The sequence below is a fragment of the Nocardia sp. GTS18 genome, assembly GCF_013839555.1.
In the GTDB taxonomy this organism is placed as follows: Bacteria; Actinomycetota; Actinomycetes; order Mycobacteriales; family Mycobacteriaceae; genus Nocardia; species Nocardia rosealba.
In genome coordinates this window covers 95,032-121,824 of sequence record NZ_JACBIU010000004.1, presented here as the reverse complement: position 1 = coordinate 121,824, position 26,793 = coordinate 95,032, and the positions used below count along the sequence as shown (strand labels likewise).

General features: G+C 69.0%; 19 protein-coding genes. 5 read left to right on the top strand and 14 right to left on the bottom strand.

What is annotated here, in order from left to right:
• Positions 1–68: 68 nt before the first annotated feature.
• Complete coding sequence (locus HYG95_RS06815; protein WP_181697138.1) at positions 69–1,715, top strand: bifunctional 3'-5' exonuclease/DNA polymerase; 1,647 nt, start codon at positions 69–71, stop codon at positions 1,713–1,715.
• A 5-nt stretch (positions 1,716–1,720) separates the two neighbouring features.
• On the opposite strand, the gene HYG95_RS06810 is transcribed toward HYG95_RS06815, so the two are convergent.
• Positions 1,721–2,002 carry a hypothetical protein gene (locus HYG95_RS06810; RefSeq protein WP_370465704.1) on the bottom strand — a complete coding sequence of 94 codons (282 nt, stop codon included), beginning with the start codon at positions 2,000–2,002 and terminating at the stop codon, positions 1,721–1,723.
• 69 nt (positions 2,003–2,071) lie between these two features.
• A complete protein-coding gene (locus tag HYG95_RS06805) occupies positions 2,072–2,947 on the bottom strand; it encodes an alpha/beta hydrolase (protein ID WP_370465712.1) in 876 nt (291 codons plus the stop codon).
• A 90-nt stretch (positions 2,948–3,037) separates the two neighbouring features.
• Between HYG95_RS06805 and HYG95_RS06800 the strand changes: the two genes are divergently transcribed.
• Positions 3,038–3,739, top strand: a complete 702-nt coding sequence (locus HYG95_RS06800) for a TetR family transcriptional regulator (RefSeq protein WP_181697136.1) — start codon at positions 3,038–3,040, stop codon at positions 3,737–3,739.
• A gap of 140 nt (positions 3,740–3,879) precedes the next feature.
• Entirely contained in the window at positions 3,880–4,347 is a 468-nt protein-coding gene (locus HYG95_RS06795) for a hypothetical protein (protein WP_181697135.1), read from the top strand.
• 149 nt (positions 4,348–4,496) lie between these two features.
• Here the strand turns inward: HYG95_RS06795 and HYG95_RS06790 are convergent, their stop codons facing one another.
• The 3 genes from HYG95_RS06790 to HYG95_RS06780 all read right to left on the bottom strand — a co-directional run bounded on the left by HYG95_RS06790 (position 4,497) and on the right by HYG95_RS06780 (position 10,077).
• A complete protein-coding gene (locus tag HYG95_RS06790) occupies positions 4,497–7,088 on the bottom strand; it encodes a LuxR family transcriptional regulator (RefSeq protein ID WP_181697134.1) in 2,592 nt (863 codons plus the stop codon).
• Between the two features lie 83 nt (positions 7,089–7,171).
• Entirely contained in the window at positions 7,172–8,269 is a 1,098-nt protein-coding gene (locus HYG95_RS06785) for a catalase family protein (RefSeq protein ID WP_181697133.1), read from the bottom strand.
• Positions 8,266–10,077 (bottom strand): peroxidase family protein, encoded by a 1,812-nt coding sequence (locus tag HYG95_RS06780; RefSeq protein WP_181697132.1) that lies wholly within the window; start codon positions 10,075–10,077, stop codon positions 8,266–8,268. Before HYG95_RS06780 ends, HYG95_RS06785 begins: the two co-directional genes overlap by 4 nt.
• Before the next feature lie 219 nt (positions 10,078–10,296).
• On the opposite strand from HYG95_RS06780, the gene HYG95_RS06775 reads away from it, so the two are divergent.
• A complete protein-coding gene (locus tag HYG95_RS06775) occupies positions 10,297–11,037 on the top strand; it encodes a hypothetical protein (RefSeq protein WP_181697131.1) in 741 nt (246 codons plus the stop codon).
• Between the two features lie 138 nt (positions 11,038–11,175).
• Here the strand turns inward: HYG95_RS06775 and HYG95_RS06770 are convergent, their stop codons facing one another.
• The gene (locus HYG95_RS06770) at positions 11,176–11,580 is read right to left on the bottom strand and encodes a hypothetical protein (RefSeq protein ID WP_181697130.1); all 405 of its coding nucleotides are present in this window, start codon (positions 11,578–11,580) and stop codon (positions 11,176–11,178) included.
• A 209-nt stretch (positions 11,581–11,789) separates the two neighbouring features.
• Here HYG95_RS06770 and HYG95_RS06765 point away from each other — a divergent pair, with 209 nt between their 5' ends.
• Positions 11,790–12,653, top strand: coding sequence for a caspase family protein (locus HYG95_RS06765; protein WP_181697129.1), 864 nt, complete (start codon positions 11,790–11,792; stop codon positions 12,651–12,653).
• A 35-nt stretch (positions 12,654–12,688) separates the two neighbouring features.
• Here the strand turns inward: HYG95_RS06765 and HYG95_RS06760 are convergent, their stop codons facing one another.
• The 8 genes from HYG95_RS06760 to HYG95_RS06725 all read right to left on the bottom strand — a co-directional run bounded on the left by HYG95_RS06760 (position 12,689) and on the right by HYG95_RS06725 (position 26,692).
• Entirely contained in the window at positions 12,689–16,132 is a 3,444-nt protein-coding gene (locus tag HYG95_RS06760) for a hypothetical protein (protein WP_181697128.1), read from the bottom strand.
• The gene (locus tag HYG95_RS06755) at positions 16,125–18,212 is read right to left on the bottom strand and encodes a WD40 repeat domain-containing protein (protein WP_181697127.1); all 2,088 of its coding nucleotides are present in this window, start codon (positions 18,210–18,212) and stop codon (positions 16,125–16,127) included. Before HYG95_RS06755 ends, HYG95_RS06760 begins: the two co-directional genes overlap by 8 nt.
• Entirely contained in the window at positions 18,209–21,079 is a 2,871-nt protein-coding gene (locus HYG95_RS06750) for a hypothetical protein (protein WP_181697126.1), read from the bottom strand. Before HYG95_RS06750 ends, HYG95_RS06755 begins: the two co-directional genes overlap by 4 nt.
• A gap of 26 nt (positions 21,080–21,105) precedes the next feature.
• Positions 21,106–22,329, bottom strand: a complete 1,224-nt coding sequence (locus HYG95_RS06745; RefSeq protein ID WP_181697125.1) for a peptidoglycan DD-metalloendopeptidase family protein — start codon at positions 22,327–22,329, stop codon at positions 21,106–21,108.
• Between the two features lie 22 nt (positions 22,330–22,351).
• Positions 22,352–24,316, bottom strand: coding sequence for a serine protease (locus tag HYG95_RS06740; RefSeq protein ID WP_255495032.1), 1,965 nt, complete (start codon positions 24,314–24,316; stop codon positions 22,352–22,354).
• 105 nt (positions 24,317–24,421) lie between these two features.
• Entirely contained in the window at positions 24,422–25,201 is a 780-nt protein-coding gene (locus HYG95_RS06735; RefSeq protein ID WP_181697124.1) for a M12 family metallopeptidase, read from the bottom strand.
• 99 nt (positions 25,202–25,300) lie between these two features.
• On the bottom strand, positions 25,301–25,876 hold the full coding sequence (locus HYG95_RS06730; protein ID WP_067489596.1) for a TerD family protein: 576 nt from the start codon (positions 25,874–25,876) through the stop codon (positions 25,301–25,303).
• A 132-nt stretch (positions 25,877–26,008) separates the two neighbouring features.
• On the bottom strand, positions 26,009–26,692 hold the full coding sequence (locus tag HYG95_RS06725) for a PAS and ANTAR domain-containing protein (protein WP_181697123.1): 684 nt from the start codon (positions 26,690–26,692) through the stop codon (positions 26,009–26,011).
• Positions 26,693–26,793: the final 101 nt, after the last annotated feature.

The following is a 26,793-nucleotide window of genomic DNA, read 5'->3' as shown; positions in this document are numbered from 1 at the left end:
GTGGGCCGCTTACCCGGCACCGGAGCCGGTAAACAGTGGTTGTCGGACCCTGCTGACAGACTCTTCGCATGCGGTGGGCGGTGGTGGAGACGGGTGACGGTGGCGCTCGCCTGTGCCCACTCGACCAGAACGGGCATCCGGCCGGTCCGGTGGTCACGGAGCCGTCGCTGGTCGAGGCGATCCGCGCACGTCCGCACGTGGGGCGGTGGGTGTGGCGGTCCACCGCCGAGATCTACCGGCCGCTGCTCGCCGCCGGCGTGCGCGTGGAACGCTGCTACGACGTGCAGGCGGCCGAGGCATTGCTGATCGGGCACGAGCAGGGGCAATCCGGTCAGCCTCGGTCGTTGGCGGCGGCTTGGGCGCGGTTGCGGAACCTGCCCGTCCCACCCGACGCACCCGCGCGCAGCGCCGAGACGCAACCCTCGCTGTTCGATTCGGGTCCGGTGCCGTTGCCGCCCGGCACCGACGAGCTCACCGCGCTGGTCGAGGTGTACGCGGGACAGCTCGCAAGGACCGAGCGGACCGAACATCCCGATCGAATGCGCTTGCTGATCGCAGCGGAATCGGCGGGCATGCTGGTGGCCAGCGAGATGTCGCGCGCCGGCATTCCCTGGCGGGCCGACGTGCACCGCGAACTGCTCGACACCACGCTCGGTGAACGTTTCCCCGGTGGGGCGGAACCCCGGCGGATGGCAGAGCTCGCCGACGAAGTGTCGCGCGCCTTCGGCACCCGTGTGCGGCCCGATCTTCCCCAGGACATCATCCGGGCGTTCGCGCGGGCGGGAGTCGCACTGTCCTCCACGCGCAAATGGGAATTGCAGCGCGTCGACCATCCGGCTGTCGCACCCCTGCTGGCGTACAAGACGCTCTACCGCCTGCACACCGCGCACGGTTGGGCCTGGCTCGAGCAGTGGGTGCACGGTGGCCGATTCCGGCCCGAGTATCTGCCGGGCGGAACGGTGTCGGGCCGATGGACAACCAATGGTGGTGGCGCCCTGCAGATTCCGAAGGTGATCCGGCAGGCGATCCGCGCCGATCCCGGTTGGTGTCTGGTCGTGGCCGACGCCGATCAGATGGAGCCGCGCGTGCTGGCCGCCATCTCCCGTGATCGCGGCCTGATGGAGGTGGCCGGTCGCGGCGAGGACCTGTACGCGGATCTGGCGGCGCGTGGTTTCGGTGGCGACCGGGCCCAGGCCAAGCTCGCACTGCTCGGCGCCATCTACGGCCAGACCTCCGGCGACGCGCTCACCCATCTCGCCGGTCTGCGGCGCCGATATCCGGCCGCGGTGGCCTATGTGGACGACGCGGCCTACGCCGGGGAGGAGGGTCGGCTGGTCCGTACCTGGTTGGGCCGGACCTGCCCGCCGGTGTCGGCCACTCCGGAAGAGGTGGATGTGCCACCTGCCGAGCGCAGCGGTTCGGCGGCGCGCGCCAGGGGCCGATTCACCCGCAATTTCGTGGTGCAGGGCAGCGCGGCCGACTGGGCCCTGCTCGTGCTGGCCGCGTTACGGCAGGCGATCGCGCAGATGCGCGCCGAGCTGGTGTTCTTCCAGCACGACGAGGTGATCGTGCACTGCCCGGCCGAGGAGGCGCCGGTGGTGGCCGAGGCGATCGCGGCGGCGGCCGACCTCGCGGGCAGGCTCACGTTCGGGGAGACTCCGGTGCGGTTCCCCTTCACCACGGCGGTGGTGCAGTGCTACGGGGATGCCAAATAGTCAGGTCATTGGCTCGGTTCGGGCAGTTGGCATTCGCCGACCTTGGGGTTCATGCCGAGATAGTTCAGCGGACCCGCCGCCACGGTGAGCGCGATGGTCCCCCAGTCGCCGCAGTTGGTGGGTGTGTCGGTGAAGTAGTCCCGCTGGAACGCCGCGACCAGCCCGGCCAGCAGCCAGGCGAGTACCAGCAGCGAGAACAGTGACTTGACGGTCTGATGAGGTGGTCGGGCCTGGATTTCTCGTACTTCGCGTACTTCTCGATCACGGCGGTTACGTCGTCCGCGCATCGTCATCGCATCCTTCCCACTCAGGGGTACCCCGCGGATACCCGGTGTGATCAGCGCCAACCCTGCACGTCACACCCGATCGCAGGCCTGACGGAAGAACTCGATCTGATCGGCGACGACGCGGGTGCGCAGCGCCGGTTCGGTGTAGAAGGTGAAGTGAGTACCAGGGTAGACGCGCAACCTGCCGTCGGGTGCTCGTTCTGCCAGCTCGCGGCTGGTGTCGAGGGGTGTCTCCCGGTCGTCGGCGGCGGCGCACACGAGCAGCGGGCAGGTGAGGCGCGCGGCGGACTCGGCCGGGCGGTATCGCATCATCGACAGCAGGGCGCGCGGAGCGATGCTGTTGCGCCAGAGCGTTTCGCCGCCGCCGGTGAGGGTGGCGATGTGCCGCTCGGCGTCGGCGGAGGCGGTGACGGCGAGTTCGCCCGGTGCGCCGACCATCCGGATGTAGTAGGGCCGCATGCGGAGTTTGCCGCGCACGGTGTCCCAGATGATGGCGGCGAGCAGTGCCAGGTTGTCGGCGACCGTGCGGCCCTCGACCTTCTCGGGAAATCCGTTGAACGGGATCTGGGCGACGACCGCGGCGATGCGCGGGTCGGTGGCGGCGACGGTGATCGCGTGGGCGCCGCCGAGCGAGTTGCCCCACAGCAGGATGTGCTCGGGGTCGATGCGGTCGTGCGCGCGGGCGAAGGCGACCGCGGCGCGCAGATCGTCGAGTTGTCCGCCGATGTCGGGGACCTGCCGCGGCTCACCCTCGCTCTCGCCGAAGCTCCGGTAGTCGAAAACCAGTGTGGCCCAGCCCGCTTCGGCGAATTGTCGCGCGTGGTCGAACAGGCGGTCCATCGTCCCACTGAAACCGTGACACAGGACGACACAGGGCAGCGATCTCCCGCCCTCGGGGAGCTCCAGGTAGCCGACGCACCGGCTGTTTCCGGATGGGAACGACACTCGGGTTCGCACAGGACTTGCTCCCGCCTCGCTAGACTGACTCTTGGTAAGTAATCGTAGCGTCCGGACTGACCCGAGGTAAGTGGTGCGATGACATCCGAGCGAATTCTGGCTGCCGCGCGTTCCCTGTTCGCCGCGCGCGGTTACCGGGCGACCTCGATGCAGGCCATCGCCGACGAGGTCGGCATCACCAAGGCCGCCCTCTACTACCACTTCGACTCCAAAGAGGCGATCCTGCACCAGCTCACCGTTCCCCTGCTGGACGAGTTGGAAGCGACCCTGGCCCAGGCGGAGGCCGGCACCGATGCCGAGGACGTACGGTGGCGGACCATCGAGGGGTATGTCGATGTGCATCTGCGGCACCGCCAGACACTCACCATGCTCGTCAAAGACATGAGCCTGCTCGTCCAGGCGCCGATCGCCGACCGTTTCCGGGCGGCGATCGCGCTGGCCAACGACCTCGTGGCGGGACCGGGAGCCGGGCTGGAACAGCGCGTGCGGGCGTGTCAGGTCGTCGCCGGGCTCGCCGATCCGGTGGTGCTGTTCCGCGACGCACCGATCGAACGGCTGCGTGCCCTGATCCTGGACGGTGCGCGAGCACTCCTCGGAGAACCGGGCGTCGGGCGAGCTCGCGGCCCGGCTCGGCGGCGTAATGGTGGGCGACCTGCGGCCCTCACGACGGAACAGGCCGGGCAGGCGCGCGAACTCCACCGATCCGGAGTCGGCGCCGAGCAACTCGCCGACCAGTTCGGTGTTTCGCGGGCGACGATCTACCGGATTCTCAAAATGTGATGTTCTGAGATTTGATTTTGAGACTGCGGGTTCGGCGGTGCGCTTCCTCCTCGGTGCTCGCGGCGAGGGTGGTGGCGTGGGTCCGTAGGCTTGGGGCAACCCGCGCCGTGCCGTGCGCGACCCGCCCTGTGAGGAGCACCATGTGGCCGTCCGATTGGCCCAGGTCGGCTCGTGCCATCGCGACCACGGTCGCGGCATCCGTCGAGGCCGCGCGAGCAGGAGACGAACCCGCTTTCCGCGAACACCTCGGTGACCTGGCAGACCTCCCGACCGACCAGGTGACCATCGTCGCGTCGGCCGTTATCCGCGAACTCCTCGAGGCCGCCCACCCCGACGGCCTCGCCGCCGACGACATCCGCACCGTCCTCACCGACGTCCTCCGCCACTCGCTCCCCTGGCTTCCCACTCTCGACCCGACCACCGTAGCCACCGCACTCACCGGCGCCCTCGGCATCGACGAGCACCCCGACCACCCACCGACCGATCCCCACCCTGCCGCCGTCCTCCTGATCGCCCACCTGGCCGAAGCAACCCGGATCCCCACCGAGGACAGCATTACTCGCTCCATCAACGAAATAGCTCGAGCAGAGACGATCGAAATGCCCTGAGCCCTGGTAGATCCGGGCGGCGCCGAGTTGGTAGCCCACAGCCGGGCGGTGCCCCACCTCGACATCATCACCGCAGTGCGGTGCCGGCCGCCGAATCGTTCGGTGACGCTGCGGCTCCCGTCGATCATCCGGGTCGAGTCGTAGCGGTCTCAGCGGCTGCGGATCAGGCGGGCGAGTTGGTCTCGGTCGGCTACGTCGAGTTTTATGCAGGCGCGGTAGATGTGGCCTTCGACGGTGCGGATGGAGACGCACAGGCGTTCGGCGATGGCTCGGTTCGACAGGCCTCGGGCGATCAGGGCGGCGATTTCGCGTTCGCGTTCGGTGATGGGGAGTGGGCGGGCGGCGGCGGTGACGGCGGGGGTTCCCGCGTCGTCGCAGCGGGCGGCGAGAGCCGAGGCGCGGGCGGCGGCCTCGGCGCTGGGGTGGCGTCGTCCGGCGTGGTCGTAGATGGGGACGGCTTGGGCGGCGGCGTCGGCGGCCGACAACAACAGGCCGGCGGCCTCGAGTTCCTCGCTCACCTCGGTGAGGGCGCCGGGATCGGCCTTGGCCAGCGCCGTCGCGTGTCGCGCGTAGATGCCGGCGATCGGGCCCTGGACGCGGGCGGCTAGAGCCGTGAGCCGGGTGGCCACCGTACGGTCACCGAAGCGCGCCGCGTGGTGCAGTGCCTCGGCCTCCACGGCGAATTGGCCTGCGCGATGGGCGATATCGGCCGCCGTGCGGGCCAGCTCTACCGCCGCGTGGGGTCGGTGTTCGCCGGCCGCGAGCCAGGCGCGGGCGATGACGCGCTGCGGTTCGTGCAAGGCCATATGTGGCCCCCGGTGTTCATCGGCGTCACCGAGCACGCGCTCGGCGTTCTCCACCTCCCCCAGTGCCGCGTAGGCGCGGGCCAGCAGCAATCGCGCGGGCAGTTTCCACGGCAGCGAAGCCTCGGCATTGAGCGCGGCCAATGCCTGTTCGAAGGCGGTGATCGCGTCCCGGAACCGGCCGCGATAGGTGGCGACCACCCCGGCGGCGATGCGGGCCACCGCCCAGCCGGCGAATTGCCCGGCCGAGGAGAACTCCCGGTATTCGGTGGCCCGCTGTTCGGCGAGATCGAGGTCGCCGATGGTGGTGAGGGCGAGCACGTCGCCGTAGCGGACCATCACCCGGATGAGCCCGTCGGTCGCCTTCTGCTGAGCGCGGCTGCGAGCCGCGATGGGCGCGAAGTCGGCGCCCCGACCGGCGACCGGCAGGGCGAGGCCGAGCGCGAAGGCCGCGAAATCGACTGCCTGACGCGGTGATTCGGGATCGGCGAGTACCCGCTGCGCGGCGTCGATGCCTTCGGCGATGTGGTTCTCGTGGACGGCCATCGCCGCCGCCGCGGCGTCGACGGTCAACCGCAGCGCGGGATATTCGACCCGGGTTCGCAGCAGGTCGACGAGTTCGCGGGCGTGTTCGACATCGCCGAGCGACCAGAAGCGCAGGCTCGCTCGCAGCACTCCCCATTGGACCAGTTGCAGGGGGTCGAGCCGGTCGGGGTCGAAGCGGGCCAGGATCCGATCGGCCTCGCGTGGCCTGCCCTCCCACAGCAGCGCACGCGAGTGCAGTTCAGCGGCACGCAGCCCGCCGCCGCGTTCACAGGCGGCCCGGGCGAGCTGCTCGCCGAGCGGCAGATTCGCCAGGGCCACAGCGTCTTTGGCCGCGTCGACGAGCAGGTCGACGTCGATGGGCCGGTCGCTGTCGACACACAATCTGGCCAACCGGATGCGATGCGCGGGTGTGCTCAGATCCCGGTCGCGCAGCGTATCGACGAGGCGTCCGCGGCGGGCACGCGCGGCCGCGGTGCCGACGCGGCGGCGCACCACCTCGCCGAGCAGGGGGTGACTGAACCGCACATCGACGGCACCGTTGTGCCTGCACACCCGGATCAGCGCGGTCGATTCGGCCGCGTCGACCGCCTCGACACCCACCAGTTCGCTGAGGATGTCGATGTCGAGCGGCTCGTAGACGGCCAGCATCTCCAACACGTCGAGCACCGGTTTGCCTGCCCTGGTGAGTCGTTCGTCGAGCAACGCGACGAGCCCGGACGGCACCGCGGTCGGCCCGCGCAGCTGCCAGACCCCGTTGACGTCGGTGAGGGTGCTCGCCTCGACCGCGCCCTCGACCATATTGCGCAGGAACAGCGGATTACCGCCGGACGACTCCCACATCACATCGGCGCTGAGCCCCTCGAGTGTTCCGCCGAGCACGGTCTGCACCAGGTCGATGCACTGCTGTTTGGTGAACGGCGCCAGCTCGATTCGCTCGAGGTAGCCGTCTTTCCACAGCGAGGTGATCGCGTCGGGTACCGGTTCACCGCTGCGGACCGTGGCGACGACGCGCGCACCCCGGTCGACGGCGATCTGGTGCACGAGGGTGGCCGACAACGTGTCGAGCAGGTGGGCGTCGTCCACGCCGAGCACGGTGCCGGGCCTGGTCAGCAGGTTCTCGCGCGCGGAATGCAGGAGTGCGAGCGGGTCGCGTGACGCCGAGGCGGCGATCCAGGGCGCGAAGGCGCCGAGTGGGATGGCTTGTGAGGAGGCGGTGCACGCCGCCCAGCGCACGGGGTCGGGAAGAGCGGCGGTGACGAGCCGGGCGAGGGTGGTCTTGCCGACGCCCGCCGCGCCGACGAGAACCACGCCACCGGTTTCGCCGCTCGTCAGCGCGCGGTGGACAGCCTCGTACTCGTTGGGGCGATCGAGCAGCTGCCACAGTCCGCCCATGGGCGAAAAGTGTAGTTGTCCTGCGACGACGCCACAACGAAACGCGCCGGGCGGTGACGCGGAACGGGTGGGAGCGGCGCTGCTCACGGCGGCAGCTCGGTGGCGTCGCGTGGTTCGATGCGTGGTGCGTTGCCCACGTCGTGGCGGTAGTTGCTCGATGCCTCGTATACCCGCTTCTTGAGCCGGTTGATCGAGCCGAGGGGCCGGTGCGCGTCGAGCCCGCGCCAGGAGTTGAACGAGAGCACCTCGTCGCCGTAGGCGCGGCGTTGCGGTGTGTAGGGATCCTGTCGATCGAAGCGCAGGGTCGCCACCGTTTCGTGCGCGGATTCGGTTTCGGGCCAGTCGACGGTGGCGTCTTCGATGGGCATGCTGGTGATGTTCGTGCACAGCTGGGCGCGTAGTTCGTAGGTGGCGCCGTGATTGGCGAAGAAGTCGATCACCGAGTTCTGGTGGGCATTCACGCCCGCCGATGTCGCGATCGGGCGGCCTTGCAGTGCAACGACTTCCGGCGACACCGGAGTGTAGAGCAGTTTGGCGACGTAGTCGCCGTGACGCAGCGGTGCCGAGGTGTAGAACGTCTCGCCGAGGATATGGGTGTTCGGGGCGACGAAGACGGCGAGGTTGGGCGGCACGCCCTTGCCGACGCGGCGCAGCACGTGGGTGTCGAGCGCGGCCATCAGGTCGCTGCCCGCCCGCAGAGCGGTATCGGGCAGCCGGGCGAGCACCCAGGCCGTCGGCATTCCCTTGGTGAGGTAGGCGTGCGCGTCGGCGAAGAGGAACTCCCGATGGGTGACCATGATGAAATCCTGGGTGGTGGCATCGTCGTCGGGCAGTGCGCGTGGGCCGTGCACACCGAGCACCTTGATGCCGAGCCCGCGTACGCCGCGCAACTGGTCGCTGCGGATGGCTCCGGAGGTGCTCGACAACCGGGCGATCACCGGATAGGTGGCGGGTCGGGCGAACATGCCCTGGGCCAGTTCGGATCGCAGGCCGGCATGGACGGTGAGTTCGCCGCGCAGGATGCCGTGGCTTTTGGCGTGCGCGTCGCGCAGGCCCCGCTTGTACTTGCGGAAAGCGCGTTCGTTGTTGGTGCGCAGTACCGCGATGATCCGGTCGATATCGCGTTCCTCGTCGGCACGTGGGTGTTCGAGATCGTCGCGGTAGCGCAGGTAGGTCGTCATCGGGACCTCCACGGGGCGAAGGGATTCGCGACGCCGGACAGGGCAGGGGCGAGGGTGGGGAAATGGCGCAGCAGCACGGTGCGCATCGTGTTGTCGCGCACCCAGGTCATACCTGCCTCGGTGTAGATCTCGGGCCGGAAGTCGGTGGTGAAGAACCGGTCGGCCGAGAGCCTGCGCGAGGCCATCAGCACGAAGATCCGGAACGCGGTGTCGCCGAAGCCGAAGCCGGGTGGTTTGGGCTCGGCGTAGAGGCCGATCAGCAGGTCGACATCGTCGACGGTGTCGTACACCTCGGCGAGTTCACGCACCCAGCGCGGATCATCGGTGAGATCGTCGAACGAGCGCGCGGGGGTCAGGCGCAGGTGGCGCCGGAACTCGTTGTAGCGCGGCACGTCTCGTTCCCGGATACGGAGGATGTCGATGGTCGCCAGGTCCAGTGGCTGGTCCTCGCCCCGATCGAGGCGTCGCAGGTGCTCGGGGTAGTTGTGCAGGGTGAGCGCACCCGGGTTGGCCCGGCCGAAGGAATACAGCAACGTGTCCATCGGGGTTTCCGCGAGGCGCTGACGGATGTGGCGCACTCCGAGTGCGGGGAAGGGAAAGCGGGCGAGTTCCCTGTCGTCGGCGAGGCTGCGCACGGTCAGTTCGTCGGGGATCAGCGGATGCATCCGGTACACGGCGACGAATTCCTCGGTCAGCGAGTACGGGACGCCGTGGTCCTCGCAGGCCGAACCCGGTATGCCGCAGAGGACTTCGTTGTCGACGAGCCTGCCGAAGCGGCGCGCTATCCGTTCCCCGAGCAATCCGAACCAGTTGGCGCGCAGGGCCGCGACCGTGGTGGGGTGGGCGATCACGGCCGGTGTCCAGTCGACGGTGTGGATCTTGGCGATCAGGGCGGCATTGATGAGACGGGCCGTGTCGTAGAGCCACTGGTCGTCGCGGCGGTCCGGATAGCGGGCGACCAGGCGCTCACAGATCGCGTTGTGCTCGCGCAGGAACAGCGAATGCAGCAGCGCGAGCCCCACCCAGGCATTGGCGGCGGCGGGCGATCTGGCCACCAGGTTCTCCGCGTCCAGCGGTGGCAGTCCGAGTTCGTCGATGATGACCTGACCGAGTTTGCCCGAGCGCAGACGGCCCGCCGCTTCGGCTGTGCCGCCGTAGATCTGGGAGGCGTCCCACCAGTGCGATTCGCCGGTGACGAAGGTCGGTGGGCCGGTGGGATCGGGTGCGGGCACGGTTGCGGTGCGCGCGATGGTCATCGTGGGTTCGGGCCGATCACCGTCGGCCACAGTGACCGTGAACGGTTCGGCATCGGCGGGTCGGTGGCTGAACCAGTCGTGTACTTCGAACTGTATCCACGCCGCGGCAAGCAGGTTCAAGGTAGTTGCGGGCCGGAACTCGTCGCGGGCGAGCAGCGCGGTGCTGACCGTGCGGGGGTTGGGGTCGAGGATCCGGGCGCTGTCCTCGGGGCGGGTGTGATCGAGGGGAATGTTGCGGCCGAATCGGCAGCCGATCGAACCCGCGCGCGGGTCGCCAGGGGTGTTGTAGGTGCCGTCCAGGGTGCGCGTGCGGTGCTCGTCGGGCCTGCCGGGTGGGAGGGGACCGTCGGGGTGCGGGCCGGTGTCGAAGAGGTTGCGAGCCCGCAGTCCGGCCCGTAATCCGACGAGCACGGCAAGACCGAGTGGTGTCGGCAAACGGGACCAGCCGACGCGGCGATCGAGGGCTTCTGCCGCCGCGACCAGGGCGTTCGTGATGCGTGACCGGCCGAGCGCGGTGTCACGCGCGCTGGTCTGGTGAGTGGCGTCGACCATCGGGAACCTCCACGAACTCCACGCGTACGGGACCGGATCGACCCAGTGTCCGCCGCACCCACCGGGCTGTCACGAGTAGTCGACTACTTCAGCGTTATGGGTGAGCGGAGCGCGCCGTGATGGGGTAGCGGACTACGCGCGCGCGGCCCGGCCGGGGTGGGCGAGGCTGATCCGTGGACATCGCGTCGTGTCCGCTACCAGCGACCGAAGGGGCTCCGGGTGATCACGCCGATCGAAATCAAGGTCAACCTCGACACCGATGTCGCGCTTGCGCTGCGACACCTCGGCTGTGATTCGGCGGCGGCCGCTGTCCGCGACATCTGGTTCGCCGAACCCACCCTGGCCGGCTCACCGGACCTGTTGACAGGGCGGATGGTCATCCGATTGCGCAGCGGCGCCGACGACGACCTCACCGTGAAGCTGCGCCCGTGTACGCCCGCCCAGTTGACCGGCCGCTGGGCACGCCCGTTCCTCGACGACGGGGTGCGGTACCGCATCGAACGCGATTGGTGCGGTACCCGGCGCATGTTGTCGGCGTCGGCGATCAGTGGGTGGCCTGCCGGTTCGGTCGGTGCTTTCGTGGATCGCGGGGTGGATGTCACCGAGGCCCTCGCCTCCGCGCAGCGACAGTTTCTGGTGAGTTGCACGCCACCGGGTGTCGCGGTCGACCGGCTGCGTGCGCGGGGCCCGGTGACCGCTCTGCGGTGGACCGGTGTCGCGCTGGGCGCCCTGTACGCCGATGTCGAGCGTTGGCGGACGGGTGACCTCGACCTGCTCGAGCTCGCGATGAAAATCAGCGCGGCACCCGGAGATTCGCCCGTCGACCTGCATCTGCGCGCAGCCGCCGCGCAACAGGCACTCGAGGACGCCGTACACGGGCTCGGTCTGGCGATCGCGACAGGCGCCACCAAGACCGAGCAGGTTCTCGCCGCATCGGCCCGAACACGACCGAGGCCCTAGACGGCAGGACGTCGTGGCCCGCCTGCGATCGACCTCGTTGTCGGCTACAACCGCTGCCGCGACTGCCGCAGAACACCGGTGACCCGAAACCGACCACGCTGTCGGCCCGGCCCGGTGTACCGCGACACTGCCGGGTGTTCAATTCACGATGATGAAATTGAACAGCACCCTGATATTGCTGCTCCAGCCGACGTGATATCGCACCGAAATGGTGCCGTCGGCGTGCGGGACCACATTCAGCACCTGTGTGGTCGCCAATCCGAGAAACGGGGTGCCGTTGTTGTCCCGCTCGGTGAGGCTCACCGAGACCTGACTGTCGGCCCGTACCGTCGCATTCGGGAAACCGAATACCCAGGCGCCGGTGCCGTGGGTGAGCAACCCCTGCTGTGCCCAGAAGATCGAGGTGATGTTCGTTTCCCCGATGGCCCGGGTGCCCATCGCCTCGACGGCGGAGTATCCCGCTTTGGTCGACTCGAAATCCGCGTCTTCCACGGTGTCCGCGCTCGCCGCGACGACCGCGTCACTGCTGTCTTCCTGCAACATTTCTCTGCCCTTTCTCGGCGGGAAAATCTCTGTGCCTCAATGGTCGCGCGCGGACCCGGCCCGCCGAATGCGTAATCCACTACCCCACTGCGTCCCGCCGCATTCGGGTAGTCCGCCACGCTATCGGTGGCGGCGCCGCATCCCGAGGATGAGAAGCGCCGAATAATTCGGCGACTTTCGACGATTCCGGCTCGGATGGAGGAACGGCAGTGAGCGGATATTCGTTGCACATCGGTTTGAATCGGGTCGATCCCGCCGCCTATGGCGGTTGGGACGGCGCACTCGCGGGTTGCGTGAACGACGCGAATTCCATGGCGGCACTGGCCGCCGCACAAGGCTTCGCCACTTCGGTGACCTTGCTCGACAGCGCGGCCACCTCGTTCGCGATCATCGGCGAGATCGGTCAGCTCGCGACCAACGCGCAGCCGGGTGATCTCGTGCTGATCACCTATTCCGGGCACGGCGGTCAGGCGTGGGACGTCGACGGCGAGGAGGACGACAATCAGGACGAGACCTGGGTGGCCTTCGACCGCCAGATCGTCGACGACGAACTGTTCCAGATGTGGCGTCAGTTCACGGCGGGTGTGCGGGTGGTGGTGTGCTCGGACAGCTGTCACAGCGGCACCGTGGTGCGCGACGCCTTCACCCGTGACAGCCGCGCGGCCATCGCCGACGTGGCCGAGCGCGCTTACGCCGACGCACCGGCCGCGCCCACGGTGGTGCAGGGCAGTCCGAAGGCGATGCCGCGAGAGGTGCAGTCCGAGGACAACAAGCGGCGCAGGCAGCTGTACTCGTTCGTGCAGCGTTTGAGCGGCCCGCAGTCACGCTCGGACCTGCGCGCGAGCGTGGTGCTGTTGTCGGGCTGCCAGGATTCGCAGCTGTCCTACGACGGGCCGGTCAACGGCCAGTTCACGGGGTCGCTGCTCGAGGTGTGGGCCAACGGTGCTTTCGCCGGCGGGTACACCCAGTTCCATCGGCAGATCATGAACATCATGCCGCCGGATCAGGTGCCGAACCTGTACCCGCTCAACGCGGGTGCCGATTTCCTCGAACAACGGCCGTTCACGCCGTGAGAAGTGGGAGGTGCGGGGTGGCGTCCGCACCTCTCTCACACTCGATACCACTCCGGGGGGATCATCATCGTGGCGACGAAGACTGTGCGCATCCGCAATTCAGCGGGCACTTCCGCGGCTTCCGGTCCCACGAGGTTCTCGGTTTCCCACAGGCGAAGGCGCAGATGATCGGCGGTCGGGGGCAGCATCAGGGCCGCGATGCCGCCGTCCTCGGCCCGTTCGACCGACGAGCCGACCGGCCGCCACACCGCCAGGCCCTGCTGGTCGGCCGGATCGTCGACGACGAGGTCGACCGCCTCCGGTGTGAGGCCCGCTGGGCAGGATTCCAGGCGCAGCTCCAACCGGTTCAGCGGATTCGGTGACGTACCCGCCACACCGACGCGTAATTCGTTCCCCGACCGATCGACGACCACATGCCGGTCGGGCAGCAACGGCACCGTGTCGGTGACCACGACCGGTGACAAGCTCATTCCGTCGAGGCTGTGTCGCTGGTAGCGGGCGACCGCGAGCCGGATGAACGGGTGATAGGACTGATGTTCCTGTGGCACAGCGATCTCCACGTCGGCAAACCACCGGTCACCTCCGGGTGACACCGAATGTGGTGCGACAGCGACGAACTCACCGAGCGCGGGGATGATCACCTCCCCCGGTTCGACGGCCGCCGGGAACCACGAGAGCTGCGGGAACGAGGGCAGATCCGGTGTACCGAACAGCGGGTCGCGGCCGGCCCGGCTCACGGTGGCGGCCACCGTCGGAGTCGGATCCGTGGTCGGCGCGAGCACCACTGCCACTTGTTCCCCCTCGCCGGTTTCGTACCAGGGGCGAGCGAGCTCGACCCGGATGCGGCCGCTGTCCCTGCTGAATTCGAGTCGATCGGCGCCGGTCCTGGCGACGCGCGTCGCGAAGGCGGGGACGACCCCGAGCACCACCGGTGCCGTCGGTCGGGCGCTGGAGGCGACGACGACCGGGGCCTGCGCGCGGGCGACGGCGAAGTCGGCTTCGGGATCGGTGGCCGCGAAGTACTGCCGGTAACGGCTCACCGCCTCGAGGGTGTAGGTGATGGTGCGGTGGCGCGTGTCGCCGAATTCGTGCCGGAACCGCACCGTCGGCATCTCACCGGGCTCGACGACCTGGCTGTGGACATCGGTGAGTGTGGTCGGGGTGTGTGCGGTGGTTGCGAGGGTTCCGGCGTCGGTGACGTCGGTCCAGGCGGCGGAGAACCGGAGGCGGCCGGTGCTGTGCGGATCGAGACCGGTGTCGGTGAACATCGGGGTGAGCAACGCTGTCGGGTCGTTCGGTTCCCGATGGACCGCCTCCTCCGGCAGCTCCCAGACAGGCTCGCGCAGTGGACGTTTCACCGCGTGTACCACTTCGATGCGCACCGGGGGCGTGACGGCGGGATTGCGGCCGAGCTTGGTGCTGTCGGGCGAGATCGTCGGTTCCCCCGCACCGCCGGCGAGGGCGTCGCTGATGGCCAGATGATTGGACAGTTCGCCGTCCAGAGTGGAGCTCAGCTCGATCCTGGCCTGTTTGCCTTGGGCGAGCCCGACACTCAGCACGTCACCGTTCCAGCGCACGGTGATCGGTTCGGCACCCGGGTTGTCGTGCAGTTCCACTGTTTTGGGTGCGTACTGTGGCCAGGCGGGCGACCAGGCGCTGTGGTCGCCGATGGTTGCGACCAGTCCCGCCTCGCCTGCCCGGACCTGGGCACGCACCCCGCTGGCGACCGGGTCGGGCAGGCCCGCGCCGCTACCGTCGGTGTCCATGGCCCGCTGGGCGAGCTGGAAGGACTCCTCGTCGGTGCGTTCGTCGAGCATGCGGTGCTGTTCGACCAGCGACAGCGCGGCGGTGGGTGCGCGCAGGACACGCGTGTCGCGGACCGGGTAGTCCGGGTTCTCGGCGTGCAGGTCGGCGACGCCGCGATCCGCATCGCTGCGGATGACCAGTCGGGTGACCGCCGCGCCTGCCGCGAGCGCGGCGGGCCCGTGCACCTGAGGCGGCGGCACCGGGTCGTGCCGCAGATAGCTCACCGCCGTGCTCGCCACGGTGGCGTCGTCCAGTTCGGCGGTGGTCAGCCCGCCACCGGCCATGTCGGCGATGCGCACCCGCACCTGGTACAGGTCGGCGAAACGCAGCGCGGGCATGCTGCGCGGCGGCACCGTGTAGTTCCAGGTGAAGTCGAAAGGCAAGGGCTGCGCGGGGTTACGCGCGGGCCCGCTCGTATCGCCGCGCAGGTTCGGCGACGGAAGCGCGAGGCTCCATCCGTCCCAACGCAACACCACCTCGTCGGCGCGCAGCTGCCCGTCCGCGCCGCGAACGGCGGCGAACGGTTTCACATGCCCCTCCTCGCGGCCCGCGACGATATCGACACCGTTCACGCGGTAGCCGGCATCGCGGGCGCACACCGACAGCCACGGGGCGCCCTCGCGCCGGATGTCGACGCGGTAGCCGAGCACGAGGTCCTCGGCGGTGAACACGGCGTCACCGAGGTCGCGGGATCGTCGCGCACCGGCGCCGCTACGAGCGCGGTACGCCCGGCCGCGGCCGGGCTGGAGCAGGGTGATGCCGCTGGAGCGGACCGGGGGCAACACCGGATTCGCCGGGGTGTTGGCGGCGAAGTCGTGGGCGGCCTGGCGGAAACCGTCGGCACCACCGTCGATGTCGAAAGTCGCGATGGCCCAGCCACGCTGCGTGGCGGGCGCGGCGGGGTCGGTGAGCGAGACCGAGTCCGACAGGTCGAGCATGCCCGCGCGGATGCCGGAGGACGCCGCGGGATCGGGCGCGGGCCGGAAGTCGGTCGCGGTGAGTTCGTATCGGGTCCACGGGGTGGTGACCAGGTTGCGCAGGAACGGCGGGTCGACGCAGCGCACACTCAGCAGCGCGCTGCCCTCGGGCAGGTCGGTCGCGGAACAGCGAAGTTCGAAGACGAGGCCGAGCTCGAGCAGTACCGCCGGGTGTTCGCGCAGGTTGGCGACCGTGCGGTGGAAGTCGGCGACGAGCGGCGGGGGCGGTTCGTTGTCGTCGGGGACGGGTGGGGTGGCGGTGCCGTCCCAGGTGGCGATCTGCTCGCGCACCGCCGCCTCGGTCTCCTCCGATGGGCGTTCGGCGCCGGCGCGGGTGACGGTGCGCAAGGTCGCGGCGACCTTCGTCGCGGTCGCCGCCGTGTCGGACACCTGGGGCGGGCGCACCGTGCGCTCCTCCCACTGGCGCACGAAACCCGCTTCGCCACCGAAGAATTCGTGCCACAGCTCCGAACGGGCCCGCACGACCAGGCGCGGCGTCGCGGCGACGACCCGCTCCCCCGCATCGGTGCGCACGCGCAGTTCGAAACCGGTCTGATCGTTGAGCAGTGACGGCCAGTCCGCGAGTCCGAAGTCGACCAGGGTGCCTTCGGCGAGCCTCGGGACGACCAGTACCCGCAAGGCCAGTTCGGCGCCGTCCCGTCCGGAAGGCACTGCCACCCAGAGCATTTCACTCATGGTCCACCTCGTACACGCGCGCGACGTTGTCGGCACAGGCGCCGACGACCACCCGGCCGTCGGCACCTGCGGCCAGCCGGCTCATCGGCATGGGCTGCAGGAAACGGTCGATTTCTTGTCCACCGACCGGGTCGATCACGGCGACGACCGGGTCGTCGGCGGACACGATCAGGGTGCCGTTCGCCGCGAAGACCAGGTCGTTGACGGTGGCCCGCGCGGTGAGCCGGTGCACCAGGACCTCCCGCTCACCGTCGATACGCCACAGGTCGAGGACTTGCCCGCGCGCCGTGGCGAGCAGACCGGCATCGGGTGCGAGGGCGAGCACCGTCACCGGTCCCGGGTGCTCGATCCGCAGGCGCCGCACCCCGGTCGACACATCGATCACCAGGGTGCTGCCGTCCTCGCTCGCGGTGACGAGCGTGTTCGCGCGGGCACACAACCCCCGGATCTTGGCGTCGTGTTCGAACGGTGGATGCGCTTCGGTTCCGGTGGTCCCGGCCAGGAGTCGCACTTTGCGATCCAGGGCCACCGTGGCGACCCAGGCGGCCGCCGGACCGATCACCACATGGGTGACGGCGAGTGGATGCTGATGCGACCACAGCTCGGTGACATTCTCCGGATCGGCACCCGGTACCCGGTCGAACAAGCGGGCCGTGCGGTCGGCGCTCGCGGTGGCGATTCGGGTTCCGTCGTCGCTGAAGGCCACCGCGTTGACCGCCCCGTTGTGGCGCGCGGTCCACCGGGCGCCGGTCAGGGTGTCGAAGTGTCTGCACCGGCCGTCGCTGCTGCCGGTGACTACACCGTGTCCGTCGGGACTCACCGCCACAGCGCCGATCGGACCGGGGTGGACCCGTTCGAGCATCAGCTCACCGGTCGCGGCGCGGAAGACGACGAGTTTCGCTTCGGCCGCGGCGGCGACGATTCCGGCCGCACCCGCACTGGCGGCCACGGCGCCGATGCGGGCGCCGCAGTCACGCCGGGACCGCGCCGGGGTGCCCAATTCGTAGACACGGACCGAACTCTCACCGCCGGTGACGAGCCCGGTGCCGTCACCGGTGACCGCGAGGTGCCACACGGTGCGCCCCGGATCCGACCAGATCACCGACTCGCCGGTGGTCTCGATGACGCTGACCCCGGCCGGGTCCGTCGCGGGCGGGATCGCGACGTTCACCGCGAGCCGCTCGCCGCGCGGCAGGAACGCACCGGCGAACGGACCGTTCCCCGGAACCGGCAGCGTCCTGCGCACGCCACCGTCGATCACCGACAGCAGAGCGATGTCGTTGTTGCCCACGCGCACAAGGGTTTCGCGACCGGGGCTGTAGAACAGGCTCTCGAACCAGGTGTTGATGTTCGCCAGTTCCGGTGCGTCGACGGCGCCGCGCGCGACAGCGGCGCCGGTCGCGTCGACCTCGAGTTCGTAGGTGGTGATGGTGCCCCAGGTGGCGCTCGCGAAGATCACGCCGTCACCGCCGGGGGTGAAGTCGGCGGCCGACGGAATGTTCGTGTGATCGCCGAGCTGCCACCGCGGCGTTGCCGTCGCCAGGTCGACCAGCGAGGGGCATCCTGTGCACAGCAGCGTCGAATCGGACCGGAATCGGGGCCGAGTCATGGAGTTTCCCTGCCGGTAGAGCACCGCGCCGCTCGCCGCGTCGAACACGATGTTCTGTGCGAACTCGCCGCCCGCGCCGTCGTCGAGTATCCCGATGACGGCGAGTCGGGTGCCGTCCGGACTGAGTTCGAGGAAACCGCCACCCCGGTGCGACCACACCTCCTCGCCGCTCGCGGTGCGCAACAGCGACACCCACCGCTCCTCGGCGTCGTTCACACCCGTGAACACGAAGGACTCGCCGTCGGGTGTGAAGACCACATCGAAGCATCTGGCCCCCGCATTGCTCCAGAGCACCTGTCCCGTGGTTCCGTCGACCATGCTCGATCCCGGTGTGCCGCCGCCGTCGTTCCCGAACAGCGACCACCCTGTGCCCGCGAATACCCGCCGGCCGTCGCGGCTCACCGCAACCCGGCTCACCGGGTGGTTCAATGCCACATCGGCGACTACCCGGAAGTGCTCGGCTTCGTTCATTGCCCTACTCCTGCGAAGGCGGCCCGGTATTCGAGCCACTGAGCCAGTGCGGTGTCACGGTCGCGCAGTGCAGGCCTACGAGCCGCCCCGCCCGCGAGCACCCATTCGCCGCTGTCGATTTCCACGCTGTCGGACCAGAGGGTGAGGTCGACCTCGATCACCAGGGTGGCGCGGCCGACGAGGGCGTTGCGTTCGGATCGGTAGGTCAGCGACAGGCACAGTTCGATCGAGACGCTGATCAGCCCGAGGACCTCGACACAGCCGCCGATGCGCAGGTACCCGCACAGGGTGACCGCGCCGTCGGATTCGAGGGTGAACCGCACGCCGCCGAGCGCGTGCACCTCACCGGAGGCGACGACGAAGTCGACGGCGACGAATGCCCCGAATTCCAGGGCCGCTTCGAAGCGGCGCAGCCCGTCGCCGTCGAGCTGCATCTCGAGGTAGCCGCCACCACCGAACATCATCACCGCGAGCTGGAAGGGGTTCGCCCGGCTGGCGAAACCGAAGGTGAACCCGACCGGTCTGCCGTCGAACGGGATGTCGACGGCCGAGGTGAGGGCGATATTGCGCATCACGAACGCCCCGGCGGTGACCGGTGGCAACGGCAGGGCGTAGCGGACGGTGATGCCACGGGCGCTGACGTCGAGCATCTTGCCGGTGTCCCCCAGCTGAACCAGATCCTGGAGTTCCTTCAGCAGATTCAGGGCGCCGACGAACTCGACCCGGAGGCCGTCGACGGTGACCTCGGGTGCGGCGCCGCCGCGCTGGGTGAAGGTCAGAGCCGCGAAGCTCAGGCGCAGCACCCGCTTGGGGCCCGGCGGTAGTTCGAGGGCGAATTCCTTGACCGTGCACCAGGTTTCGTTTCGATCGGGCGCTGCGACGATGGTCAGGTCAAGCCGGGTGCCCGGTCCGGCGACGAACGTGCCGACCGACCGGAGGGCGATATCGCGCCAGTTCATGTGGACTTCCGGTGGTGCGCCGACCCGTGGTACGGCGGTGATCTCTGGTGGTAGTCGCAGCTGGGTCACCAGGGTGCGTAACAAAAAGCCCAGCAGCTGGGCCTGATCCGAGGGGAACAGGGCAACCGGGTCGATGAGTCCGGTCGCCGGGTTGGGCAGTGCCCGCAGGTTCACCGGGCCGAGCGTGCGAGAGATAGCGTCGGCGACGTACTTGGGGGTGAGCAGACCACCCGAGCGTGCGGCGTCGCCGGCGAAGTCGATATCGCGGGCCTGGTCCGGCAGCATTTCCATGAGCACGTCGGCGGTGCCGTCGCGTAGGTAGTTCTCCGCCAGGCGAACCGACGTGCGGCGGTCGTCTCCGCGCAGCACCCGCAGGGCAGGCAGCGCGATGTCGAGCTGGGTGAGCCCGGCGCGGTACCCGGCGGCCGGGGAATGCTCGGCCAGGCCTGCGAGGGTCAAGCCGTGAACCTCGTGGATGTCGCCGCGACCACGGCCACCGGCCCCGGCCAGATCCAGCGGTGTCGGTGCGATCGACACCGAGACGGTGCCGTAGTCGTCATGAAGCCGTTGCGCGAGACCGGGATCGGTGAGCGAGGTGCCGGTACCCAGGTCGATCTCGGCGACGAACAGCAGCGGTACCCCGAACGTCACCACCCCCGTCGCGGTGACACACCGGATCGGGAACCGCACCGGCAACCCGGCCATCGTGGTCGGCAGGAAGTGCGTGGCCTGTTCACCCACCCCGGGCAGACCCGTGAACTGCCAGCCCCCGGCATTCGGCGATTCGAGGTCGGTGAAGATCGTCTGTGCTATCTCCACGGCGCCGAGCGGGAACCGGCGGCGCAGGGCAGGGTCGTCGGGCGGGTGACGTACCGGTTCGAGAACGGTGAGCACCCCGATCCGCCGCAGCACCGCCGCCCCACCGGTCGACGCGTCGAACTCCCTGGTCACGATCTCGAGGTACTCGGCACGATGCCCCAGCGGGTACAGCGCTCCTTCGAATCGGGTGCGCACCAGCATGTCCCGGCCGAGCACCGCGCGCTGCTCCCATTCGAACGCCGCCCAGGTGCCCTTGACGTGCAGGGTGGCACCGAGGGAGCTCAGCTCCAGGCGGGAGGCGTCGGCTGGGCTGGTCGCAGTCTCGGCCACCAGGCGGGTGCGCGTCGCGCGCGGGGTGCCGAGGGAGTTGTCGGGCCCGAAGTCGGGATCGAGGCTGTTCGCGATGTCGTGGTCGACCACGCGCACCGACAACCGGGCATCCGAAAGAGTCACTGCCTCTGTTGCTTCCGCGGCTACCAGCCTGGTGCGCCAGAGCCCACGCACTCCGTTCGGCGCGGTGGCACCGGTGTGTCTGCAGACGACCGAGTCGTCACCGGACCTACTCGGGCCACGACCGGCGAGCCCGGCGCTGCCTCTGTCGGGAGCGGTCGGGGAAGTTTCCGGCAGCGACCCCGCACTGGGTAGCGCCCCATCAGCTGGGGTCGCACGGCTGCGCGAAACCTCTCGCGCCATCCTGCCACCAGGCACGAGGACGGTGCGCCAGGGAATCTCTATGGCGGTTGCGCCCGGGTCGACGACCAAGGGCACGGTGGCCACCGCATCCAGAATCCCCTGGGCAGTCAAGGGGATTCGTTGCCCCGATGGCACCCCCACGACGATCCGGCTCGGACCGGCGAGCACCCCGCGCCAACCGGGTACCGATGCCCCGGTCGTCCCCGCCGCCAGCACCAATGGTGCGTCCGAGAACGGTGGCGAGCACTCCTCCCCCACGTGTTGCGGCGGGAACAGCACCGTGAGCTGGGCGTTGTCACCAGCGGTGAGCATGCCGGTGCCGTCGGTGGCGCACCCGGTCCAGCGCACCCCGAGCACCAGGTGGTCCTCGGGGCGGATCAGCAGCACGTAGCGCATCGGTCGTCCCTCCGCTGACCCGTGCGCTAACCGACCGGCACGGATTCGGTGGGCCCGGCACGCAGACCCTCGCCCGGTGCCGACCCGTTCTGCGCGAAGGTCACCGTCACCACCGACCCCGGCTCGGAAGTCTCGAGCGCGAGAAGGGTCTGGTACAGATCGACGCCGACATACTGGCCGCCGGGCGCACCGCCGATGATCTCCACCAGCGCGAGATGCAGATGCGGCGGAATACCGCCGAATCCGAGCACCGCGCCGAGGAAGTCGCCGCGTGAGACCGTCGAACCCGGTCCGAGGCCCGCTGGCACATCGGTGAGGTGGGTGTAGAAACCACCCATCATGTCGTTGGGCGCACGCACGAAAATCTGTGCGCCGTAGACCTTTCCGCTGTCGGCGGCCGGGTTGTGCGCGGTGAACCGGGTGATGTGACCGTCGAAGGCCGCGAACACCGGCGTGCCTGCCACGCCACCGAGGTCCATGCCGTACTCGATGTACCAGTTCGGTCCCTGATGCCCGCCCTGATGGGGGCCGCCGTGCGCCTGGGTGTACCCCGACGGGTCGACCGGGGCGGAGATGTCGACGGTGAACGCCCCGCGGGCGAGCGCACGGGGACGGCGGACCCGCCGGAACGCCGGCAACTCGGCGGCGATCTCGGGTGGTACCTCTTCCGAATCCCAGGCCAGGCTGGCACCGGGCACCGCGCCCTCGATCTCCTGGATCTTGTCCTGCACCACCCGCATCTGATCGTCGTCGAGATCTCCGAGGCGGGTGTCGACGGAGATGCCGAGCGCGTTCGCGACCGCTTGGGCGTAGGTGGCGGGATCGTTGCCGTCGGAGGCGGGAGCGTAGCGGGCGAAACCGTCGAGGATCGACAGGTCGCGATACGACGCCGATCGCAGTAGCTGCGCGATCGCGAAATACCCGGCGCCCCAGGAGGGGAAGATTAGGAAATTGTGCCAGTTGAACTTGCCGGGGTACTGGCCGTAGTCGGGGCCGCCCGGCACACCGGTGATATTGCCGGGATTGTTGTTCAGCCAGGCGAAACTGCCCTCGTGATTACGCATATGTGGTCGGCCACGGGCGATTTCGTCGGCATGGATCACGTAGTGGAAGATCTCCTTGCCGTGTCCGCCGTAGTCGGTGGGATCGTGCGGGTTCGTGCCGGGAAACCATTGCGCCCGCGGAATGTTCTTGTCCGTCGACATCCGGCCGTTCCAGTACCAGACGTGGTCGCCGAGTTCGAGTGTCATGGTGCACCTGCCTTCGTGAGAGTTATGCGGACAGCGCGCCGCCGATGGTGGCGGCGACGGCGGCGTGCGCGAGATATTCCGCGATGTCGTGCGCGCGTTCCTTGGGGTTCTCGACCGGAACCTCGCGCAGCCCGGCACCCCACGCCCGGCTCAGCGGGCAGCCGATGGCGATGGGGTCGCCCGCGTACCAGGTGTTGAGCCACTCGCCGACGCGCTCGGGCCGGTTCGCCCCACCGGTGAGCAGCTTGCGGTACACCCCGTCGAGGCCGAGCGGGCTGCCCGCGGTGACCAGCATGCGCACGTTCACTTCTTGCGGCAGCTGGGTGAGCAGATCGAGGGCGACCACGGTACCGAGGCTGTGGCTCACCAGGACCAGCTCACCACCGCTCGGCACGTCGGCCAGCACCGCGTCGAGCACACTCTTGCGGACCCGTTCGTCGTCGAGATAGGCGGCGACGTCCTTGAAGATGGCGCCGATGAGCGCCGAATCGAGTCCGCTGCGGGCGGCGATCCAGCCGAGCTGGTCGTGCAAGCGGTCCAGCAGTACCGCACCGAAACCGCCGAACAGTTCACGGGTCTGCGGGTCGGCGGGCAGGTCGGTCGGCATCCCCGCGCGCTGGGCGGCCTCGGCGACCAGTTCTTCGTAGAGAGCGGGGCCGGTGTCGACGGCTTCGCGGGTGTCTATGCTCTCGACGAGCCGGTCACCGTAGAACGGAAAGTACGCGTCGGCGGGGTCGAGCGGGCCGAGGCCGGCGAGGGTGAGTCCCTTGTTCAGCCCGGCGGTCCAGGTGCGGCGCAGTTCGGCCGGGTCACGACCCTGCTGACCGCGACCGTGCAGGAACAGCACGCTGCGGCCGGCCGCCCCGACCGGTCGTCCGCGCAGCCCGCGAACGGTGCTCTCCCGTACCGGAACAGGCTGTGGCACAGACCTTGTCACGGTCTCGACGACAGGCAGAGCGGCGGTCGGCCCGAGTTCGTCGAGGAGGGCGCGCTGCACGGGGTCGAAGCTGCGGGAGCCCAGGTCGCGCAGCAGCACGCTCACCCGGGTGCCCTCGTTGGCGATCCACTCGATGGCGTCGTCACCGTCGCCGCGCTGCCACAGCTTGCCGTCCTTGCGCAGCACGCGGCCCTTGTCGTCCTTCTTCGGCACGCCGGCGTGATGCAGGGCGACGATCTCCCACTGGTCGTTGAAGACCGGCGAACCGGAATTACCCGGTTCGGTGTCGGAGTGGTAGTGCAGGAAGTGCTCGAGCTGCAGGTCGAGGCGGTTGTCGCGGATCGAGATCTCCTTGAGCCTGCCCGAGGGATGCCCGACGACGTTCATCGCCTCACCGATCACGATCTTGCCCGGCTCGGCGATCAACTTGTTCCAGCCGAACTCCCCACCCGCGAACGAACCGTCGGCATTCGGTGCGACCCGCACCAGGGTGTAGTCCAGGTGCTCGCTCGTGACGAACAGGTCCTCGGGCGCCAGCCGGTAGTGCACCGTGGGGCCCGGCACGTTGTTCGCCGCCACCTCGGCCCCGAACTCGACCACCACCGACGCGGCATCCGCCACCGTCGGCAACACGTGGTTGTTGGTGAGCAACAGCTGCGGCGACACCATCGAGCCGGTGCCGACGGGGATCTGGCGGCCGTTGTCGTTCAGCGAGATCCGGGCCACCGCCTGCGCCGCGCGGGCCCCACGGGTCAGGAAGTTCACCGCCTGTAACTCGTTGGCGAAGCCGATCACCCGCTCGAGGGAGCCGATGCCGTCGACGGGGTCGTGCCTGCCCAGTTCGATCACCGCGGTGGCGGGCACCTCCCCGGTGACGAGCAATCGGTCGGCGCGGGCCACGATCTGCTCTTTCGTGTCGACGACCACCGACTCGGTGGCGGCACGTCTGCGTTCTACCTCTTCGCGTTGCTCGGCAGTGTCGGCGAACCGCCGCGATGCGGCGTCCATCTGTTCGCGCCATGCGTCGGTGCGTTCGCTCTCGGTATCCATGGGGGTCACCTCGCCCGGGGAGTGTGTGCTGGTGTTGTCAGCGTGGGCGCCGGAGGTGGTGGTGGACACGAGTAGTGCACCACTCGAATTCCGCGCGCCCGCGGCTCAGCCGGGATAGATGGCGTGGACGGCGGCTACGTCGCCCGGTGAGAGCGCGGTGCGCTGGCCCATGCCGGTGCCCGGCGGCAACGGCACGCGCGCGACGATCGTTGGGCTGCCGTCGACGCTGAAAGCCGTTGTGGGGTAATGCATGATGGAGCCGAAGTCGTAGCCGCCGACATCGTCACCGTCGGTGATGTGCTGGGCGAAATTGTGGCGGTGCGCGGGGTCGACATGCGCGAGGCGCACCTCGACGAAGGCGTCGCGGTCCTGTCGGCTCTGTTCGTGCCAGAGTCCGAGCGCGTGCGCCATCTCGTGCACGACGGTGCCCACCGGGGCGGTCTCGGCGAGCTCGATCGTCTGCGGACCGCCCTGCCTGCCCACTGCCGAACGGCTCGCGGTGCTCGGGACGAAGCGTACGAAGTCCGGGTGCTGCGCGGTGCGTGGGACGAAGCGGATCCTGGTCCGCTCGTGCCACTGCGCGACCGCGTCGTGCACGCGGTGCGGGGCGGGCAGACCCGGATCGATCTCGAACGGCACCACCGCGCCCGGCCAGCGGAAGAACCCGCCGGTGACGACGATGCCTTCGAGTCTGCGGCGTTCGTCGATCTCGGCGAGGGTGCCGAGGACGATGTCGCCCTCGAAGACGGCCAGCTCGTCGACCGCCGCGTAGCGCAGTTCGCGCACACCGTGTCCGACACTGCCGATCGGGCTGGCGCCTGCCTCCGGGCCCGAGCGGAATTCGCCGGTGGCCTCGGTATGGGTGAAAGAGTTCTCGATAGTCATGCACTTCAGCGTGCGGCGGACTCACCGCCCTCGCGCGCGTAGCGCACTACCCGATCAACCGCCCGGGGCCGCGCCGTGCGGCCCCGTGCGGGAGGGGAATCAGAGGTTGACGCCGAAATCGCGGGCGATGCCCTCGAGGCCGGAGGCGTAGCCCTGGCCGATCGCGCGGAACTTCCACTCGGCGCCGTTGCGGTACAGCTCACCGAAGACCATGGCGGTTTCGGTCGAGGCGTCCTCGGACAGGTCGTAGCGGGCCAGTTCCTCGCCGTTGGCCTGGTCGACCACGCGGATGTAGGCGTTGCGGACCTGACCGAAGGACTGGTTGCGGGTGAGGCCGTCGTAGATCGAGACCGGGAAGACGATGCTCTCGATGGTCGGCGGGGTGTTGGCCAGGTCGACGTTGACGACCTCGTCATCGCCCTCGCCCTCACCGGTGCGGTTGTCACCGATGTGCTCGATCGCGCCCTCGGGGGACTTCAGGTTGTTGAAGAACACGAAGTGCTTGTCGGACACGACCTTCTTGTCGGCGCCGAGCGCGATGGCGCTGGCGTCGAGGTCGAAGTCCGTGCCGGTGGTGGTCCGCAGATCCCAGCCGAGACCGACCGCGACAGCGGTGAGGTTCGGCGCCGCCTTGGTCAGCGAAACGTTGCCACCCTTGGACAAACTGACACCCATACCGATTACTCCCATCGATCAACGCGGCACAGAGGGCGCCGACGATTCGCACACTAGCACTGAGTAGCGACGCGACGACGGCTCGCCGAGGACCCGAAAAAGTCTGGTATACAGCCGGATTCCGCTACCGGATCAGGTCTGATCGACCCGTTCGTGCGCGGTCAGCAGCAGGTGGTCGAAGCGGGTCCGGCAACCAGGCACCTGGGGTTCGAGGCCGCGGGCGTCCTCGACGAGCTGGGCGGCGAGGTCGCGGAGTTTGGTGTTCGTCTCCTGGGAGCGCCAGCGCAGCACCTTGAACGCCTGGTCGGGGCCGACGCCGTACATGAGGACGAGTACGCCCTTGGCTTGCTCGATGGCGGCGCGCGCCTCGATCAGTTCGGGCAGGGTCTCGTCGAGGGTCTCCTTGCGTTCCTCTTCCAAACGCTGGGTGACGTCGATGTAGTAGCCGGTGGTGCCGATCACCGTGCCGTCGTCGTCGGTGAGGTGGTCGCCGACGATGATCACCTCGTGCTCGGTGCCTCGGGTGTCGATGATGCGGTGCCTGCCACACACCGGTTCGCCCGCGTCGATGGCGCAGGTGATCGCGGTGCCGAGGTCCTGCTGGTCGTCGGGGTGCTTGTGCGACAGCAGCAGCTCGGTGGTCGGCTCGACCTCACCGGGGCCGTAGCCGTAGATCTCGGCGAGCTCGTCGGACCATTCCCAGCGCCCGTCGGCGAACCAGAACTGGAACGAACCGATGCCCGAGCAGGCCTCGGCGCCGATCACCTGGCTGATCGCGGTGACCGCGTCCGGTACTGATTGTTCACTCAACGTCACCTACGAAGTATCCCCTATCGCACCCGGTCAGGGAGCTATCGGGCCCGAATCCGCAGATTCGATACCCATACCCCCTAGGGGTTTACTTTAAGGCCGCGAAG